The sequence below is a fragment of the Bradyrhizobium sp. LB14.3 genome, from assembly GCF_040547985.1.
Taxonomy (GTDB): domain Bacteria; phylum Pseudomonadota; class Alphaproteobacteria; order Rhizobiales; family Xanthobacteraceae; genus Bradyrhizobium.
In genome coordinates this window covers 76,613-92,841 of the sequence record NZ_JBEPQT010000018.1, presented here as the reverse complement: position 1 = coordinate 92,841, position 16,229 = coordinate 76,613, and the positions used below count along the sequence as shown (strand labels likewise).

General features: G+C 64.8%; 12 protein-coding genes. 9 read left to right on the top strand and 3 right to left on the bottom strand.

Annotated features, from left to right (window positions below; translation table 11 throughout):
* The first annotated feature begins 30 nt into the window (after positions 1-30).
* Both ABIB00_RS27425 and ABIB00_RS27420 read left to right on the top strand, forming a co-directional pair.
* Positions 31-1,272: a threonine synthase gene (locus tag ABIB00_RS27425; protein ID WP_354047962.1), complete on the top strand. Its 1,242-nt coding sequence runs from the start codon at positions 31-33 to the stop codon at positions 1,270-1,272.
* An 86-nt stretch (positions 1,273-1,358) separates the two neighbouring features.
* Entirely contained in the window at positions 1,359-2,327 is a 969-nt protein-coding gene (locus ABIB00_RS27420; RefSeq protein ID WP_354047960.1) for a tripartite tricarboxylate transporter substrate binding protein BugD, read from the top strand.
* A gap of 164 nt (positions 2,328-2,491) precedes the next feature.
* Here ABIB00_RS27420 and ABIB00_RS27415 read toward each other — a convergent pair whose 3' ends face one another.
* Positions 2,492-4,681 carry a lytic transglycosylase domain-containing protein gene (locus tag ABIB00_RS27415; RefSeq protein WP_354106506.1) on the bottom strand — a complete coding sequence of 730 codons (2,190 nt, stop codon included), beginning with the start codon at positions 4,679-4,681 and terminating at the stop codon, positions 2,492-2,494.
* A gap of 318 nt (positions 4,682-4,999) precedes the next feature.
* Between ABIB00_RS27415 and ABIB00_RS27410 the strand changes: the two genes are divergently transcribed.
* The 5 genes from ABIB00_RS27410 to ABIB00_RS27390 all read left to right on the top strand — a co-directional run bounded on the left by ABIB00_RS27410 (position 5,000) and on the right by ABIB00_RS27390 (position 11,252).
* Complete coding sequence (locus ABIB00_RS27410; RefSeq protein ID WP_354047957.1) at positions 5,000-6,736, top strand: adenylate/guanylate cyclase domain-containing protein; 1,737 nt, start codon at positions 5,000-5,002, stop codon at positions 6,734-6,736.
* Positions 6,737-6,839: 103 nt separating this feature from the next.
* On the top strand, positions 6,840-7,016 hold the full coding sequence (locus tag ABIB00_RS27405; RefSeq protein ID WP_247349180.1) for a hypothetical protein: 177 nt from the start codon (positions 6,840-6,842) through the stop codon (positions 7,014-7,016).
* A 153-nt stretch (positions 7,017-7,169) separates the two neighbouring features.
* Positions 7,170-7,382 carry a hypothetical protein gene (locus ABIB00_RS27400; RefSeq protein WP_247349178.1) on the top strand — a complete coding sequence of 71 codons (213 nt, stop codon included), beginning with the start codon at positions 7,170-7,172 and terminating at the stop codon, positions 7,380-7,382.
* Positions 7,383-8,716: 1,334 nt separating this feature from the next.
* Positions 8,717-10,441 carry a dihydroxy-acid dehydratase gene (gene ilvD / locus ABIB00_RS27395; RefSeq protein ID WP_354047951.1) on the top strand — a complete coding sequence of 575 codons (1,725 nt, stop codon included), beginning with the start codon at positions 8,717-8,719 and terminating at the stop codon, positions 10,439-10,441.
* On the top strand, positions 10,428-11,252 hold the full coding sequence (locus ABIB00_RS27390; RefSeq protein WP_247349174.1) for a tetratricopeptide repeat protein: 825 nt from the start codon (positions 10,428-10,430) through the stop codon (positions 11,250-11,252). Before ilvD ends, ABIB00_RS27390 begins: the two co-directional genes overlap by 14 nt.
* A 15-nt stretch (positions 11,253-11,267) precedes the next feature.
* Here the strand turns inward: ABIB00_RS27390 and xth are convergent, their stop codons facing one another.
* Positions 11,268-12,065, bottom strand: a complete 798-nt coding sequence (xth, locus tag ABIB00_RS27385; protein WP_354047949.1) for an exodeoxyribonuclease III — start codon at positions 12,063-12,065, stop codon at positions 11,268-11,270.
* Positions 12,066-12,199: 134 nt separating this feature from the next.
* Between xth and ABIB00_RS27380 the strand changes: the two genes are divergently transcribed.
* Positions 12,200-14,530 carry a hybrid sensor histidine kinase/response regulator gene (locus tag ABIB00_RS27380; RefSeq protein WP_354106505.1) on the top strand — a complete coding sequence of 777 codons (2,331 nt, stop codon included), beginning with the start codon at positions 12,200-12,202 and terminating at the stop codon, positions 14,528-14,530.
* Positions 14,531-14,539: 9 nt separating this feature from the next.
* On the opposite strand, the gene erpA is transcribed toward ABIB00_RS27380, so the two are convergent.
* Positions 14,540-14,869: an iron-sulfur cluster insertion protein ErpA gene (gene erpA / locus ABIB00_RS27375; RefSeq protein ID WP_007610737.1), complete on the bottom strand. Its 330-nt coding sequence runs from the start codon at positions 14,867-14,869 to the stop codon at positions 14,540-14,542.
* Between the two features lie 150 nt (positions 14,870-15,019).
* On the opposite strand from erpA, the gene ABIB00_RS27370 reads away from it, so the two are divergent.
* Positions 15,020-16,228: a deoxyguanosinetriphosphate triphosphohydrolase gene (locus tag ABIB00_RS27370; protein WP_247349171.1), complete on the top strand. Its 1,209-nt coding sequence runs from the start codon at positions 15,020-15,022 to the stop codon at positions 16,226-16,228.
* Position 16,229 lies beyond the last annotated feature (1 nt).

Below are 16,229 nucleotides of genomic sequence, written 5' to 3'. Positions count from 1 at the left end.
CCGTTCGCAAAATAAGAAGGAAACCAGCCCATGCAGGACAACGACAACCTCACCATCGAGCGCCCGAGCTTCGTCACCCATCTCGAATGCGCGATGGAAGGCGATCATTACGCCGCCGATCAGGTCCACAATCTCTCCAAGGCCGGCAAGCCGCTGCTCGTGCGTTACGACCTCGCGGGCGTGAAGAAGGCGCTGACCAAGGACGCGCTCGCCCAACGCCCCGCCGACATGTGGCGCTACCGCGAGCTGCTGCCGGTGCGCAAATGCAAGGACATCGTCTCGCTCGGCGAGGTCACGACGCCGCTGATCCGGCTGCCCAAGCTCGGCGCCAAGCTCGGCGGCGGCGAGATCATCGTCAAGGACGAGGGGCGGCTGCCGACCGGCTCGTTCAAGGCGCGCGGGCTCGTCATGGCAGTGTCGATGGGCAAGGCGCTGGGCATCAAGCACATGGCGATGCCGACCAACGGCAATGCCGGCGCGGCGCTCGCGGCCTATGCGACCTCCTGCGGCATCAAGACCACGATCTTCTGCCCGGCCGATACGCCGGAGGTGAATGTCAGCGAGATCGAGCTTCAGGGCGCGACCGTCTACCGCGTCAACGGCTATATCGACGATTGCGGCAAGATCGTCGGCGAGGGCAAGGCGAAAGTCGGCTGGTTCGACACCTCGACCTTGAAGGAGCCGTACCGCATCGAAGGCAAGAAGACGATGGGCCTCGAGCTCGCCGAGCAGCTCGGCTGGGACGTGCCCGACGTGATCTTCTACCCGACCGGCGGCGGCACCGGCCTGATCGGCATGTGGAAGGCGTTCGACGAGCTCGAGAAGATCGGCTTCATCGGTAGCAAGCGCCCGCGCATGGTCGCGGTGCAGGCGTCGGGCTGCGCGCCGATGGTGCGCGCCTACGAGGCCGGTACCGAGCATGCGACGCGCTGGGAGGATGCTCACACCATCGCTTCCGGCATCCGCGTGCCGCAGGCGATCGGCGACTTCCTGATCCTGCGCGCGGTGCGCGCGAGCAAAGGCTTTGCGATCGCGGTCGACGACGACAAGATCTCGTCGGCGCTGAACGAGGTCGCGCGCGAGGAGGGGCTGCTATTGTGCCCCGAAGGCGCCGCGACCTACGCCGCGTACAAGGAGAGCCTCGCCGACGGCCGTGTCAGCAAGACCGACCGCGTGATGCTGTTCAACTGCGCTACCGGCCTGAAATACCCGCTGCCAAAGGTCGACCGCACGCTCGATCGCCACAAGCCGATCGACTATTCGCAGTTCTAGCGCGTCATTTCGTCTCTTTGCGAACGAGCCCTCTTCCCGTACGCGGGAAGAGACAAAAATAACAATGTCATCGCTGGGAGAACACAATGAAGGCCACTTGGGCTGCGCTGGTTGCTATTCTCGCTGTTGCAGGCGCCGCGCGCGCCGACGATTATCCTTCACGTCCCATCACCATCATCGTTCCCTTCGCCGCCGGCGGGCCGTCGGATGCCATGGCGCGCGTGCTTGCCGAGCGGATGCGGACGTCGCTCGGCCAGGCCCTGGTGATCGAGAACGTCACCGGCGCCGGCGGGTCGATCGGCGTCGGCCGCGCCGTGCAATCGCCGCCGGACGGCTACACGATCTCCTTCGGCCATCTCGGCACCCACGTTGCCAACGGCGCCGTCTACAAGCTCAACTACGATCTCGTCACTGACCTCGAACCCGTGGTGCTGCTGCCGAGCAACCCGATGATCGTCGTCAGCAAGAACGCGGTCCCCGCGACCTCGCTGAAAGAGCTGATTGAATGGCTGAAGTCGCGGCCGTCGCCGGCAACCGCGGGCACGGCCGGCGCGGGGTCCGGCAGCCACATCGCCGGAGTCTATTTCGAGAGCGTCTCCGGTATCAAGCTGCAATACGTGCCGTATCGCGGCACCGCGCCCGCCCTGAACGATCTCATCGCCGGCCAGATCGACGTCATCGTCGACCAGACCTCCAACTCCATCAACCAGGTCCGCGCCGGCACCATTCGCGCCTACGCCATCACCGACGACAAGCGCCTGTCGTCGGCACCCGACATCCCGACCACGGCGGAGGCCGGGCTGAAGGGTTTTAGCATGACGCTGTGGTCCGGCCTGTGGGTGCCGAAGGGTACGCCGAAGGCGATCGTCACCAAGCTCAATGCCGCAGCCGTGGAAGCGCTGAACGATCCCGCCGTGAAGAAGCAGCTGGAAAGTCAGGGCCTGGAAATGACGCCGCAGGATCAGCTCACGCCCGAAGCGCTTGGCGCGCGTCAGAAGGCCGAGATCGCGAAATGGTGGCCGATCATCAAGGCCGCGAACATCAAGGTGGATTGAGGCGGCGCGGCGCGTGTGCGCCACACCCTCCGACCTCATCCTGAGGAGGCCGCAAAGCGGCCGTCTCGAAGGATGGCCGCGGGGCCGCGGCGGGGCCTTCACCCTTCGAGACGCCTGCTTCGCAGGCTCCTCAGGATGAGGGGATAGAGCGGATGCAAACGGATTCACTCCGTTCCCGTAAATCCCACCGGCGTCGCCACGGCCGCCGCATCCTTCGTCACCACGCGCTGATCGCTCTTGCCGGCGACCATGCCGCTGCCCTCGAACCGTGCGCGATAGACCAGCACGTTTTCGATCACGCGCTGGACGTAGTTGCGCGTCTCCGACAGCGGGATGCGCTCGACCCAGTCGACCGGATCGACCTTGGGGTCCCTGGGATCACCGCGCGCCTGCACCCATTCGCGCACGCGGCCACGGCCGGCATTGTAGCCGGCGAAGGTCATGATCTGGTTGCCGCGGTATTCCGAGAGAAGTGCGCTGAGCTCGGCCGCGCCCATCTGCGTGTTGTAGACGGGGTCGGAGACCATCTTGTCCCAGTCATAGGTCACGCCGAACCGCTTGGCGGTATCGCGGCCGGCTTCCGGCGTCACCTGCATCAGCCCGACTGCGTTGGCCGCCGACTTGTCGCGCTGGTCGAACGAGCTTTCGGTGCGCGCCACCGAATAGATCACGCTGGTCTCGATCGCAGGCGCCACCTGCTTGTGCTCGGGAATGCCGATGGTGGGGAAGGCGTAGTGGTCGAGCGCAAGCCCGCGCGCCAGCGCTGATTTGCCGACCTCCAGCATGACCCGCGCGTCGTTGCGCCGGCCGGCGAGCTCGCCGAGCGCTTCGAGCGCCACGACGTCGTTGCTCTCCTTGGCAAAATCCTCAGCGTAGTAATACACCATGTCGCGCTCATTGACGCCGTAGAGCATGTCGGCGGCGCGCACGCGTTCGTCCGTGGGCGGTGTATCAGCCGCGGCCAGCACGGGCGAGGGCGCGCGCAGCTCGATCCGGTCAAGGCCGAGCTTGGCGCGGGCGAGCTGTCCGTAATAGGCGGTCGGATAGCGCGCCGCCGTCTGATAGCTCAGGCGCGCATCGGCCGTTGCGTTCATCGCCTCGGCGGCGCGGCCGCGCCAATAGTTGGCCCGCGACAGCGCGATCGGATTGGCCGAACCTTCGTCGATCGCGGCGAAATGCATCATCGCCGCCCTGGGATCGTCGAGATAGCGCAGCGCGATCCAGCCGCACATGAAGTGATAGTCGACGCGATAGACTTCCATCGCGGGCACCGCCGCCGAGCGCACCACGTCATAGGCGGTTTTGAACTTGCCCTGGTCGAGCAGCTTTCGCGCAAGCAGGCGGCGCTCGCGCCACCAGGCGTCGGTGTCCTGAGCCGCCATCGTATCGGGCGCGGCGGCCAGGATCACCTCGGCGGCGTCGTCGATGCGGTCGTTCTGGAGATGCCATTGCGCGCGGCACAGCACATAGCCGAGATCGCGGCGCGCCTCGGCCGGAACGTCCTCGAGATAGTCCTTGGCCTTGGTGACCTTGCCGGTGACGGCGGCGCAGGCCTTGACGATCGCGAGCGCATCCTCGCCGAGCCGCTTGGCGGCGCGCCGCGCCCCTGCGTAGTCCTTGGCGCCGAGGCGCTTGTCCATGCGGGCGCGATGGTCCTCAGCGGTCAGGAGATCGCGGAACGCTTCGTAGGAATCCTCTTCGCTGCGCTCGGTCAATTCATCCGTGCGCCAGGCCTCGCGCACCAGACGTGCGGCCCTGTCGCTGTCGCCCTCCGTCACCAGCACGCGGGCTAGCGCGAACTTGCCCTTGGCGCTGGTCGGCCGGTCCATCGTGAATTTGTGCACCGTCGCCGCGTCGGCCTTCTCCTGCCACAGCCGGGCCTCGGCACGGCGGCGGAGCAGGGCGCTGCTCGGCCAGTCCGGATTGGCGGCCAGGAAGGCGGCGTAGCGCTTGAAATTCGCGGTGCTCTCGGAATGGCGCAGCATGAACCAGTCGGCGAGTTTCTGTCCGGCGGGGTCAATGATGCGGTCGCGCGCCGCGCTCGCATCGTCCGTCTTGCCCTTTCGCGCGAGGTCGATGGCGTCCTTCAACGCGGCGAGATCGCCGGTCAGCGGCGGGGCTGCCTGCTTGTCCGAGGGCTCGTCGTCGGACTTCTTGGACTTGCGCTTGGCCTCGGCATGCTTGCCGTGCCGCGCTTTGCCGGCGGAGGCATGGCGCTGCTTGCCGGCTTTCGCCTCATGCGTCTTCTTCGGCGCGGACGATTTGTGACTGCTCTTCGCTGCCAGCTCATTAGGAATGAAGGCCAAAGCGGCCACGGCAACGACACACGCGAGCGAGCGTAGGCACTGGTTCATTCGATGGTCCCCCCGCGAAACCACTACAAACCAAGGTCCGCGACGACATGCGGCTTGAGAATCAAGGACGACACCAAAACGATGCCACCACATCGTTTCGCATTCCTCACGCTCGTTCAACAATGCGGCAAAATACGGATCGGGAACGCGGGAACTTCCGAAACGCCGGAAAAGGCCGCTTTTTTAACCTTCTCGGGGTTCGCGTGAGGGTTGCGCACAGCTCACGGCGGCGCGAATGGCCAGATTGCGCGTGTTCCCCCGTCAAATCCGGTGTACTGAGTTCCCTCAAGCCATCCTTTCAGCCTTTGCTCCGTACCCATGCCACTTTTCAACCAGTCGATCCGGCGCAAGATCGTCGGCATCGCCCTCGGATTGATCGTCCTGATGCTGGTCACCTCGATCCTGTCGATGGTGATGTCGGGCCAGGTCGGTGTCCTGCTCAACGAGCTGACCGATCGCTACATCCCGGCCTATGGCCATCTGGCACGCGCCAACATCCGCTCGCTGGAACGGGCACTTGCATTGCGGCGCATGGTCATGACCAAGATGCAGTCGCCGTCGGACGAAGAGGCCTATGCGGCGCGCCTTCGCGAGTTCGAGGAAACCGACCGTAGGATCGAGGAGGAGGCCGAAAGCGCGCGCAAGCTCATCAACGCGATTATCGACGATCCCAGAACGGCCTCCGACAATGCCGCGCTGGCGCGGATCGAGACCCGCATCGAGACCGCCGTCGCCGAGCTGCGCCGTGACCTGAACGAGGACCACGCAAAACTCCTTAAGCAGGTCGATGGCAAACAGATGACGGAAGCGCGCGGCACGCTGGAACATCTCGATCTGTTGCGCGATCAGTTCAATCAGCAGATCGATGCGATCCGCGCCGACATGCTGAAGCAGGTATTTGCCAGCACATCGCAGGTGATCGGTCGTCAGCGTCAGGCGATGATCATTTCGGGCATCGTGACCTTGCTCGCGGCGATCGTCGGATTCGCTTTTGCGCTGCTGGTCAGTAGCGGCATCACGCGTCCGGTGCGGCTGTTGCTGGCTGGCACCCGCGAGGTCGAGGCGGGCCGGTTCGACAAGACCATCACTGTCTCGACCCAGGACGAGATCGGCGAGCTCGCCGCCGCCTTCAACCGCATGATCGAGCAGTTGCGGCACAACGAGCGCATTCGCGAGACCTTTGGCCGCTACATCGATCCCAAGGTGGTGCAGGGCCTGATCGACCGGCCGGAAGTCGCCATCGACGGCCAGCGCCGGGTCATGACCATCATGTTCTGCGACATGAGCGGCTTCACCTCGATGAGCGAGGGCATGACCCCGCGCGGCCTGGTCAAGGTGATGAACCACTATTTCACGCTGATGTCCGGCCCGATCAGGAGCAACCGCGGCATCATCGACAAATATATCGGCGACGCCATCATGGCCTATTGGGGCCCGCCCTTCATCGAGGAGGACGAGCCGGCGCTGCTCGCCGGCCTTGCCGCCATCGACATGGCCGACCAGGTGCCCGCGCTGCAGAAGCAATTGCCGGATCTGCTGGGTATCCGCGCCATGCCGGCGCTGTGCGATTTGCGGATCGGCATCGCCACCGGCGAAGTCCTGACCGGCAGCATCGGCTCCGAGCTGATGATGAGCTTCACCGTGATGGGCGATGCCGTGAACCTCGCCTCGCGCCTGGAGGCCGTCAACAAGACCTATGGCACCCGCATCCTGATCTCGCAGGCGACGGCGGATGCGATCGGCTCGCATCTCGAGCTGCGCGAGGTCGATCGTCTTGCAGTCGCCGGCCAGAGCGCGCCGCAATCGGTCTTCGAGGTGATGGGCCGCGCAGGCGCGCTCACTGCCGCGCATGAGAGCCTGCGTTCGCACTACGCCGAAGGCCTCGCCGCCTATCGCGCCCGGCGCTTCGACGAGGCGCGTGCCGCCTTCAACGCGGCGCTCGAAGCCGTCCCCGGCGATGGCCCCGCGCGCGCACTGCTCGCCCGCCTGGCGCAGTTCGAGGTTAATCCGCCGGACGAAGGCTGGAACGGCGCCTGGCGGCTGCAGCAGAAATAGCCGGCCGCGGGAAAAATTGTTTCTACTCGATAACGATGTTCGCCGTGACCTATTTCCCGGGCCTAGGTTTGATGTCCTTGAGGCGTTTGATGGGGATACGCCGATGACAGAACTTGAGGACAGGCTGGAGCGGTTCGAGACGCTCACCGCGGAATGCGAGTTGATCGCCAAGCTCGCCACGGACCGCACCAAGCGGGAATTTTATCTGAAGCTTTCGGAGCAGTATCGCCAGCTGGCGTTGGATATGCGTCAGGCGATCGCGACCAAGGCTGCGGCCTGACGCCGGCTGCAATCCGTTCTTAACACTTGGCGCGCATCCTACATGTCGATGCGGGGACGCTTGCTGTGCTTCTCCGCTGTGGGAATGCCGGGGCACGCTGCGATGCAGCGCGCCTTGTAAACATTGTTTTGTCGTGTCTCACAGGGCGATCCCATGCGGCTCCTTGCGGTGATGATCCTTGCGCTCATGACGGCTGCCTGCAATCAGGAGCAGGACATCACCGGCTCGACCCCGGTCTGCGCGATGCGGAACTACACCTCCTACAATTCCCGCGACATGAACCAGTGCGTTGCCGCCTGCAAGGCGTGCGACCACGGCAACACGGTCACTTGCAGCACCTCTTGCACCCTCAAGGGTGCGCGCTGAGCTGCTCGGCGGGGTCTCGTAGCCCGATGGAGCGAAAGCGCAATCCGGGGCCGCTCGCCCGTCGTCGGGCACTTGCCGGATCACGCTTGCGTCCCATCGGACCTTGCTGTTTCGCCCCTCTGTCAAGCCGGCGCATCCAAAATATTCCACTTTACCGAAATTCGGAATTGGCGTATGTGTCGCCCATCCCGGCTCACCCAAGAGGGGCGATCTTGTGTCGTCACGTTTCGCGAGCCGGGCGTGCGGTGGACGCGACAGCGTCGGGCGCGAAAGTGCGGGCGGGGCGGATTGCTCTCCGTGAGCCCGAGGCTTCGTGTCGACGAGCGGCGCTGTCAGGTTCGTCTCGTCATCAGGTCGGCGGCAACGTGCACAACGTCGTCGAAACCGGTGGCGACAAGCGAGCCGTGCGTACGGCAAAACCGTGTGGTCCTGGCCGTCGTTGCTACGGTCAAGCCTTTGCGGAGGCGACATTCGCGTCAACCGGCGCGGTGTCCGCGACTTTCGTGAAGACGAGGGAGGCCAAAAGGAACTCGGCTCCCGGGAGAGCACGGCATAAGCCGTAAAGCCACTGCGCAGGGAAGGCCGAGTGATTTGGCTACACCTGTATGCTGCTGTGCGGTTTCCTTGCGCTACCTTTCGCGCAGCGGACCGCGGGTGCCAGCCGGCACCCGGCCTTCCCTGCGCCCTCCTGGACAAGAGGGTGGAGAGATCAAGCAAAGCTCGGGTGAAATCCGCCGCGAGGATGCGAAGGTGTGTCTGCAATCAAAAATGCAGCTGGAGAGTGGCGCTGCCGCCTCATATTCGCAATGACGACTTGAGAGAGCGTGCGCCACAATTCGCTCTCATGCCCCGGACGCTGCGCAACGCCCTTGCGGTGCGCTGCAGAGCCGGGGCCCATGTCGCCGCATTGTAACGTGTCGCCTTCTGGGTCCCGGCTCTGCGCAGCAACGCTGCGCGTTGCAGCGCGTCCGGGACACTCGGCGCCGACTCACCCTAGCTGCGCGCCGTCATCTGCCGAGGTGAGCCGCGCGCGTCACCCGCCGCAAAATCTGAGGTTGTGGACCGCCTTTCCAGCGAGGGTATCACTGTAGGCTTTCCCGTGTCCTTCGGGCCACGATTGTGCCGTCCATGCAACACTCATCCCGGATATAACCCTCATCTCTGTCCGTTCGCATCAACGCCGCTTTTTGGCCACACCTGAACTTGAATAAAATCACTCTAATGTTTTAGCGGCAGCGGTGGTCCTGAAAGGCGACGGGAAATCCCAAGGTCGATTCAAATCTTGGCTCTGATTTTTCGGGTCTGAAAGGGTTGGCCGGGGAAACTGGTTTGCGATGGACGCAAAGACCGACATCAAGCAGAGGCTGCCGAGCCGTCACGTGACGGAAGGCCCTGCGCGCGCGCCCCATCGCTCCTACCTCTACGCCATGGGTCTCACCACCGAGCAGATCCACCAGCCGTTCGTCGGCGTCGCCTCGTGCTGGAACGAGGCCGCGCCCTGCAACATCTCCCTGATGCGCCAGGCGCAGGCGGTGAAGAAGGGCGTCGTATCCGCCGGCGGCACGCCGCGCGAGTTCTGTACCATTACCGTGACCGACGGCATCGCCATGGGCCATGACGGCATGCGCTCCTCGCTGCCGTCCCGCGAATGCATCGCCGATTCCGTCGAGCTGACGATCCGCGGCCACGCCTATGACGCTCTCGTTGGCCTCGCCGGGTGCGACAAGTCGTTGCCGGGCATGATGATGGCGATGGTCCGCCTCAACGTGCCCTCGATCTTCATCTACGGCGGCTCGATCCTGCCCGGCAATTTCCGGGGCCAGCAGGTCACCGTGCAGGACATGTTCGAAGCCGTCGGCAAGCACTCGGTCGGAGCGATGTCGGACGAGGATCTCGACGAGATCGAGCGCGTGGCGTGCCCCTCGGCGGGTGCCTGCGGCGCGCAGTTCACCGCCAACACGATGGCGACCGTCTCCGAGGCGATCGGCCTGGCGCTGCCGTACTCGGCTGGTGCTCCGGCACCGTATGAAATTCGCGACGCCTTCTGCATGACCGCGGGCGAGCAGATCATGGCCTTGATCGCTCAAAACATCCGGCCGCGCGATATCGTCACCCGCAAGGCACTGGAGAATGCGGCCGCCGTGGTCGCCGCGTCCGGTGGCTCGACCAATGCTGCATTGCACCTGCCGGCGATCGCGCACGAGTGCGGCATCAAGTTTGACCTGTTCGACGTCGCTGAAATCTTCAAAAAGACACCATATGTCGCTGATTTGAAGCCGGGCGGCCGTTATGTCGCCAAAGACATGTTTGAAGTAGGTGGCATACCGCTTCTGATGAAGACGCTGCTCGACAACGGATTTCTCCACGGTGACTGCATTACGGTTACCGGTCGAACGATCGCCGAAAATCTCAAAAGCGTTAAATGGAATCCGCACCAGGACGTGGTGCACCCGGCAGACAAGCCCATCACCGTCACCGGCGGTGTGGTCGGTCTGAAGGGCAATTTGGCGCCAGAAGGTGCGATCGTGAAAGTCGCGGGAATGTCCAACCTCAGGTTTACCGGTCCGGCCAGGTGCTTCGACCGTGAGGAGGATGCTTTCGAGGCCGTCCAGAAGCGTACCTACCGCGAAGGCGAAGTCATCGTGATCCGCTACGAGGGGCCGAAGGGCGGTCCCGGCATGCGGGAAATGCTCCAGACCACCGCGGCGCTGACCGGCCAGGGCATGGGCGGCAAGATCGCGCTCATCACCGACGGCCGCTTTTCCGGCGCCACCCGCGGCTTCTGCATCGGCCATGTCGGGCCTGAAGCCGCCATCGGCGGCCCGATCGGGCTGCTCGAGGACGGCGACATCATCGAGATCGATGCGGTCGCCGGGACACTTGACGTAAAATTGAGCGACCAGGAGCTTGCACAGCGCAAGACCAAATGGAGCGCTCGCGCGACTAACCACACGACGGGCGCGCTCTGGAAATATGCTCAGCAGGTTGGACCGGCGGTCGGGGGGGCAGTGACCCATCCGGGCGGCGCGCACGAGAAACAGTGCTATGCGGACATCTAGGCGTATCATAGTTGCGTTTGTGTTTGGGGCTACCGCGCTAGGCGCGCCGGCGCTCGCCTTCGACGGCGCGCCCGTCAGCCCGAAGGATGCGACCATCCCGGTGGTGACGACCTTGCCGGGCGCAGCGGGCAAGGTGCGCAATGTGCCGCCGGCGGTCGCGACCCAGGAAAGCTCGCTCAGCGCCCTGCAATATGCCGCCGAGGGTGGCCACCCCATCGCGCAGTGGAGGCTCGGCCGCATGTACGCCAATGGCGACGGCGTTGCTCAGGACGATGTGCGCGCGTTCGAGTATTTCAGCCGCATCGCCAACGCACATGCCGAGGACAGCCCCTCGGCGCCGCAGGCGCAGATCGTCGCCAACGCCTTTGTCGCGCTCGGTCGCTATTATCTGAGCGGCATCCCGAATTCGAAGGTCAAGCCGGACCAGGAGCGCGCGCGGGAGATGTTCTCCTATGCCGCGTCCTATTTCGGCAACGCGGATGCGCAATACGACCTCGCCCGCCTGTACCTGAAGACACCGGACGCCTCGCGCGAGGATTTCCGCTACGGCGCGCGCTGGCTTGGGCTCGCCGCGCAGAAGGGCCAGCACGAGGCCCAGGCGCTGCTCGGTCAGATGCTGTTCAACGGCGACCGCCTGCCGCGGCAGGCCGCGCGGGGCCTGATGTGGCTGACGCTGGCGCGTGACAGCGCAGGTAGCGACGAGACCTGGATCAAGGAAAACTACAACCGCGCCTTCGCAAAATCGTCCGACGACGACCGCGCCATGTGCCTGCAAATGCTGGAGCAGTGGGTGCAGGGCCGCCGGGAGTGATTGGTTGAGGCGGCCTCACGCCGCCTCGAGATCCAGATCCGCCCACACCGGCACGTGGTCCGACGGCTTCTCCCAGCTGCGCACATAGCTGTCGATGCCGACATTGGCGAGCCGGTCGCTGGCCTGTGGCGACAGCAGCAGATGGTCGATCCGCAGGCCATGGTTCTTCTGCCAGGCGCCGGCCTGGTAGTCCCAGAAGGTGTAGAGCCCGGGCTCGTCAGTAACCGCCCGCAGCGCATCGGTCAGGCCGAGGCCGAGCAGGGACTGAAAACTCTCCCGCGTCTCAGGCTTGAACAGGGCGTCCTCGGTCCAGGCGGCGGGGTTATGGACGTCGCGGGCATGCGGGATGACGTTGAAGTCGCCTGCGAGGACCAGTGGCTCCTCGGACTTGAGGCGCTCCTTCGAATACTCAAGAAGCCGCGACATCCATTTGAGCTTGTAGGGATATTTCTCGGTCCCGACCGGATTGCCATTGGGCAGATAGAGGCAGGCGACGCGCAGCACCCCACGCTTCAGAGTGACCACGCCTTCGAGGAAGCGAGCGTGCGCATCCTCGTCGTCGCCGGTCAGCCCCGACTTGGTCTCGTCGAACCGGAGCTTCGAGAGCAGGGCGACACCGTTAAACGTCTTCTGCCCATGGGTGACCACGTTGTAGCCGAGCGCCTCGATCTCCAGCCGCGGGAAGGCCTCGTCGACGCATTTGATCTCCTGGAGGCAGACGATGTCCGGCTGGCACTCCTTCAGCCAGGTCAGGAGGAGATCGATCCTCTGCCGGACCGAGTTCACGTTCCAGGTGGCAATTCTGATGGGCATGTCGGCGGGCTCCGGGCAGGGGCCATGGTTAGAACAAACTGCAAACGCGCCCGTCAAGGCGCCCGCAAAATCTCCCACAAAATTAACCCGGCTTAAGCCGGCCCTGGGCCATTGATACTGAAAAGGTTTTTCGAATGGGATGGCCGGACAAATCCATGAAGCGAACCGAGCCGCGCGACGGCCTGATCGGCGCGTTCCTGTACTGGCTCGGCGGCTTCGAGATCGAGGACGGCCTGACCGCCGATCTCAGCGAGCGCGAGCTGCGCCGCATCCGCGCCAAGCAGATCGACGCGGTGACCCGGCTGATCCCGATGACGATGGCCGTCACCATGCTCAATGTCGCGGTCGTGCTGGTCCTGTTCTGGGGCCGGGGCTGGAACGATTTCCTCGCAATCTGGGGCATGACCCTCGCCGCCACCGCCTCGCTCGCGGTGCGCGCGTGGCGGCGTTCGCATCGGAACCCACCGCAAGAGGCTACCGCGCGCGCCGCGCGGCAGATGCTGCGGCAGGCATTTTTCCTGGCCGCGATCTGGGGCACGCTGCCGCTCGCCCTGTTCAGCCGCATCGAGCCGACCAGCCAGCTCATCCTGGCCTGCCTGATGGTCGGCATGATGTCCGGCGGCGCCTTCACGCTCTCGACCTTCCCGCGCGCCGGCCTCGTCTATCTCGCGACGACAACGATCGCCTGCGCCGGCGCACTGCTGTTGTGCGGCACCGGGCCTTACCTCGCGACCGCGGTGTTCCTGCTGCTGTTCGCGTTCTTCATGGCGCGCAACATCGTCTCGCAAGGCAATCTGTTCCTCGGCAATCTCAAGGCCCAGCTCGAGCTCGAGCGCCAGACCGAGATCATCTCGCTGCTGCTGAAGGATTTTCAGGAGAACGCCAGCGACTGGCTGTGGCAGACCGATGCCGAAGGGCATCTGGTCGACGTGCCCGAGCGCTTCGCCGCCGTCGCGCAGCTGCCGCTGCAGCTGCTGAAGGGCTCGCATTTCGCCGACGTGCTCGACATGCTGTGCCCCGAGGACAAAAGCGCGGCCTACAACGTCGTCGGGCTGATGGAGCACGCCGAACCGCTGCACGAGATGAACCTCAAGGTCGTTGCCGGCGGCGAGGCGCGGCTGTGGTCGCTTACTGCGAATCCAGCCCACGACCGCGACGGCCAATTCCTCGGCTATCGCGGCTTCGGCCGCGACGTGACCGAGCGCTGGCGCGCGGAAAAGGCCGAGGCCGAGAGCCGCGCCAAATCGGATTTCCTGGCGGTGATGAGCCATGAGATCCGCACGCCCATGAATGGTGTGCTCGGGCTCGCCAGCATGTTGCTGGAGACGGAGCTCGATCCGGAGCAGCACGAGGCCGTCACGTCGATCCGCGAATCCGGCGATAATCTCCAGCGCATCCTCAACGACATCCTCGATCTCTCCAAGCTCGAGGCCGGACGCTTCGCGTTCGAGGCGATCGACTTCGCGCCGCAAGCGCTGGTCGAGACAGTCGCCACCGTCGTGCGCGCGAGCGCCAAGAGCAAGGGGCTCGCGGTCAAGATCGAGCTTGATCCGAACCTGCCGCCGACGTTGCGCGGCGACGTCGCACGCATCAGGCAGGTGCTGCTCAACCTCGCTTCCAACGCGGTGAAATTCACCGACCAAGGCGAAGTCACGATCGCAGCAGTCTGTCAGGCGCGCCGCGATCTGCTCGCCACTGTCGAATGGAGCGTGACCGACAGCGGCATCGGCATCGCCCCCGAAAAGCTCGGCCAGCTCTTCTCTGACTTTGCGCAGGCCGATGCCTCGATCAGCCGCCGCTTCGGCGGCACCGGGCTGGGCCTGGCGATCTCCCGGCGCATCATCGAGCAGATGGGCGGCACCATCGGCGTCACCTCGACGCCGGGTGAGGGCTCGACCTTCCGCTTCACGCTGGTGCTGCCCTGGAGCCAGGCGCAGGCATCCGACCACAATTCAGACCGCGACGAAGCCGACGATCTGAAGGCGCGTATCGCCGAACTCGACCGGCCGTTGAAGGTGCTGGTCGCGGAGGACGATGCCGTCAACCGCATGGTCGTCAGCAAGATGCTCGGCGCCTTCGACGTCGAGCTGCGCGTCGTGGCCGACGGCGTCGAGGCCGTCGAGACGGTTGCCGAGAGCAATTATGATGTCGTGCTGATGGACGTGCGCATGCCCGAGATGGACGGCCTTGCTGCGACGCGTGCGATCCGCGCACAGGGCGGGCGCTTCGAAGCCCTGCCGATCGTCGCGCTGACCGCCAACGCCTTCGCCGAAGACGTCAAGATCTGCCGCGAGGCGGGCATGTCCGACTTCCTGGCAAAACCGTTGCGCAAGCCCGCGCTGGTCGCGGCACTGCTGCGCGCGCTGGACGGCCAATTGGTGTCGGAGGACGCACCGCTTCAGCCGGAGCAGATGCCGGTCGAGGTGGACTGGACGGACGAGGAAAGGCAGATCACCGGCGCATAGCCGGCGACGTCAGATCGAGAAGCTGGTCCCGCAGCCGCAGGACGCGGTGGCGTTCGGATTGTTGACGCGGAACGAGGCGCCGATCAGATCGTCGACGAAATCGACCTGCGAGCCCGCCAGGAACGGTTGCGAGGCGGAATCGACCAGCACCACCGCATTGTCCTGCTCGATCACGAGATCGTCGTCGGTGCGGGCACGGTCAATGTCGAACTTGTACTGGAAGCCGGAGCAGCCGCCGCCCTCGACCGAGATCCGCAGCATCGCGCCAGACCCTTCGCCTTTGAGGATCTCCCCAATCCGGCGTGCGGCCTTGTCACTGATGGTCACGTCAGTCGTCATCGTTCGTCTCCGATAGTCCCGCGGTCACACCAAGGGCACCTGAAGGAAGGGGCACTTGAAGGTTACTTGCCCAATTCATTTGGTATCCCGGGTGCGGCATAGTTAAGTACCACCATACGCAGAATCAAATGGATAGAGACTAAATTCGCCGTGTCCGTCGGAATGGCTGCCCCCCACGCGCCCTATGCCTGCGATCCCGAGCGCAGCCGCGGCCGGTTGGTTGCGGAACCGCCGAGCCAGACCCGCAGCCCGTTCCGGCGGGATTGCGACCGGGTGATCCATTCCACCGCGTTCCGTCGGCTGAAGTACAAGACCCAGGTGTTTGTGTTCCACGAGGGCGACCACTATCGCACCCGGCTGACCCATTCGCTGGAGGTGGCGCAGATCGCCCGCGCGCTGGCCCGGCAGCTCGGGCTGGACGAGGATCTCACGGAAACCCTCGCGCTCGCCCACGACCTCGGCCATCCGCCCTTCGGGCATGCGGGCGAGCGGGCACTGGACGCCTGCCTGAAGGAGTTTGGCGGCTTCGACCACAACGCCCAGACCTTGCGCGTCGTTGCGGCGCTGGAGCACCGCTATCCTGATTTCGACGGGCTCAACCTGACCTGGGAGGCGCTGGAGGGCATCGTCAAGCACAACGGTCCGCTGACCGATCGCAGCGGCGCGCCGGTCGGGCATTATCGCGAGCACGGCATTCCCGTCGGCATCGCCGACTACATCAAGATCTACGATCTCGAATTGTGGAGCTTCGCCTCGCTCGAAGCACAGGTCGCCGCGATTGCCGACGACATCGCCTATGATGCCCACGACATCGACGACGGCCTGCGCGCCGGCCTGTTTCACCTCGACGACCTCAAGGTGATGCCGTTGACCGCGGAGATCATCGGCGAGACCTCCGCGCATTACCCCGACCTCGAAGACGTCAGGCGCGGCGCCGAACTGGTGCGCGAGCTGATCTCGCATCTGATCGGCGCGGTATTCGCCGAGGCGCAGAAGAACCTTGCCGCCGTCAAACCGCAATCCGCCCAGGACGTGCGCCGGCAGAGCCGGGCGCTGATCGCGTTCCCCGCCGCGGTCGCCGAGGAGGAGGCCGCCATCAAGCGCTTTCTCTATCAGCACATGTACCGCCACAAGCGGGTCATGCGGGTGATGGGCGAGGCGGAACAGATCCTATTCGACCTGTTCGCCAAATACCTCAAATCGCCCGGCGAGCTGCCGCCGGAATGGCTGGTCGGGGCGGAGGCGGACAATGAAGGCGACCGGGCCCGGCGGATCGGCAATTTCATTGCTGGAATGACCGACCGTTTCGCTCTGACCGAGCACCAGCGGCTCTTTGACTCGACCCCGGATTTGCGTTAGG

Excerpts from the sequence above, each read along its gene's own strand:
- ABIB00_RS27400 (WP_247349178.1), top strand. The coding sequence starts at position 7,170 with ATGCGGCTCCTTGCGGTGATGATCCTTGCGCTCATGACGGCTGCCTGC.
- xth (WP_354047949.1), bottom strand. The coding sequence starts at position 12,065 with ATGCCCATCAGAATTGCCACCTGGAACGTGAACTCGGTCCGGCAGAGG.
- ABIB00_RS27415 (WP_354106506.1), bottom strand. The coding sequence starts at position 4,681 with ATGAACCAGTGCCTACGCTCGCTCGCGTGTGTCGTTGCCGTGGCCGCT.
- ABIB00_RS27425 (WP_354047962.1), top strand. The coding sequence starts at position 31 with ATGCAGGACAACGACAACCTCACCATCGAGCGCCCGAGCTTCGTCACC.
- ABIB00_RS27390 (WP_247349174.1), top strand. The coding sequence starts at position 10,428 with ATGCGGACATCTAGGCGTATCATAGTTGCGTTTGTGTTTGGGGCTACC.
- erpA (WP_007610737.1), bottom strand. The coding sequence starts at position 14,869 with ATGACGACTGACGTGACCATCAGTGACAAGGCCGCACGCCGGATTGGG.
- ABIB00_RS27410 (WP_354047957.1), top strand. The coding sequence starts at position 5,000 with ATGCCACTTTTCAACCAGTCGATCCGGCGCAAGATCGTCGGCATCGCC.
- ABIB00_RS27405 (WP_247349180.1), top strand. The coding sequence starts at position 6,840 with ATGACAGAACTTGAGGACAGGCTGGAGCGGTTCGAGACGCTCACCGCG.
- ilvD (WP_354047951.1), top strand. The coding sequence starts at position 8,717 with ATGGACGCAAAGACCGACATCAAGCAGAGGCTGCCGAGCCGTCACGTG.
- ABIB00_RS27380 (WP_354106505.1), top strand. The coding sequence starts at position 12,200 with ATGGGATGGCCGGACAAATCCATGAAGCGAACCGAGCCGCGCGACGGC.
- ABIB00_RS27420 (WP_354047960.1), top strand. The coding sequence starts at position 1,359 with ATGAAGGCCACTTGGGCTGCGCTGGTTGCTATTCTCGCTGTTGCAGGC.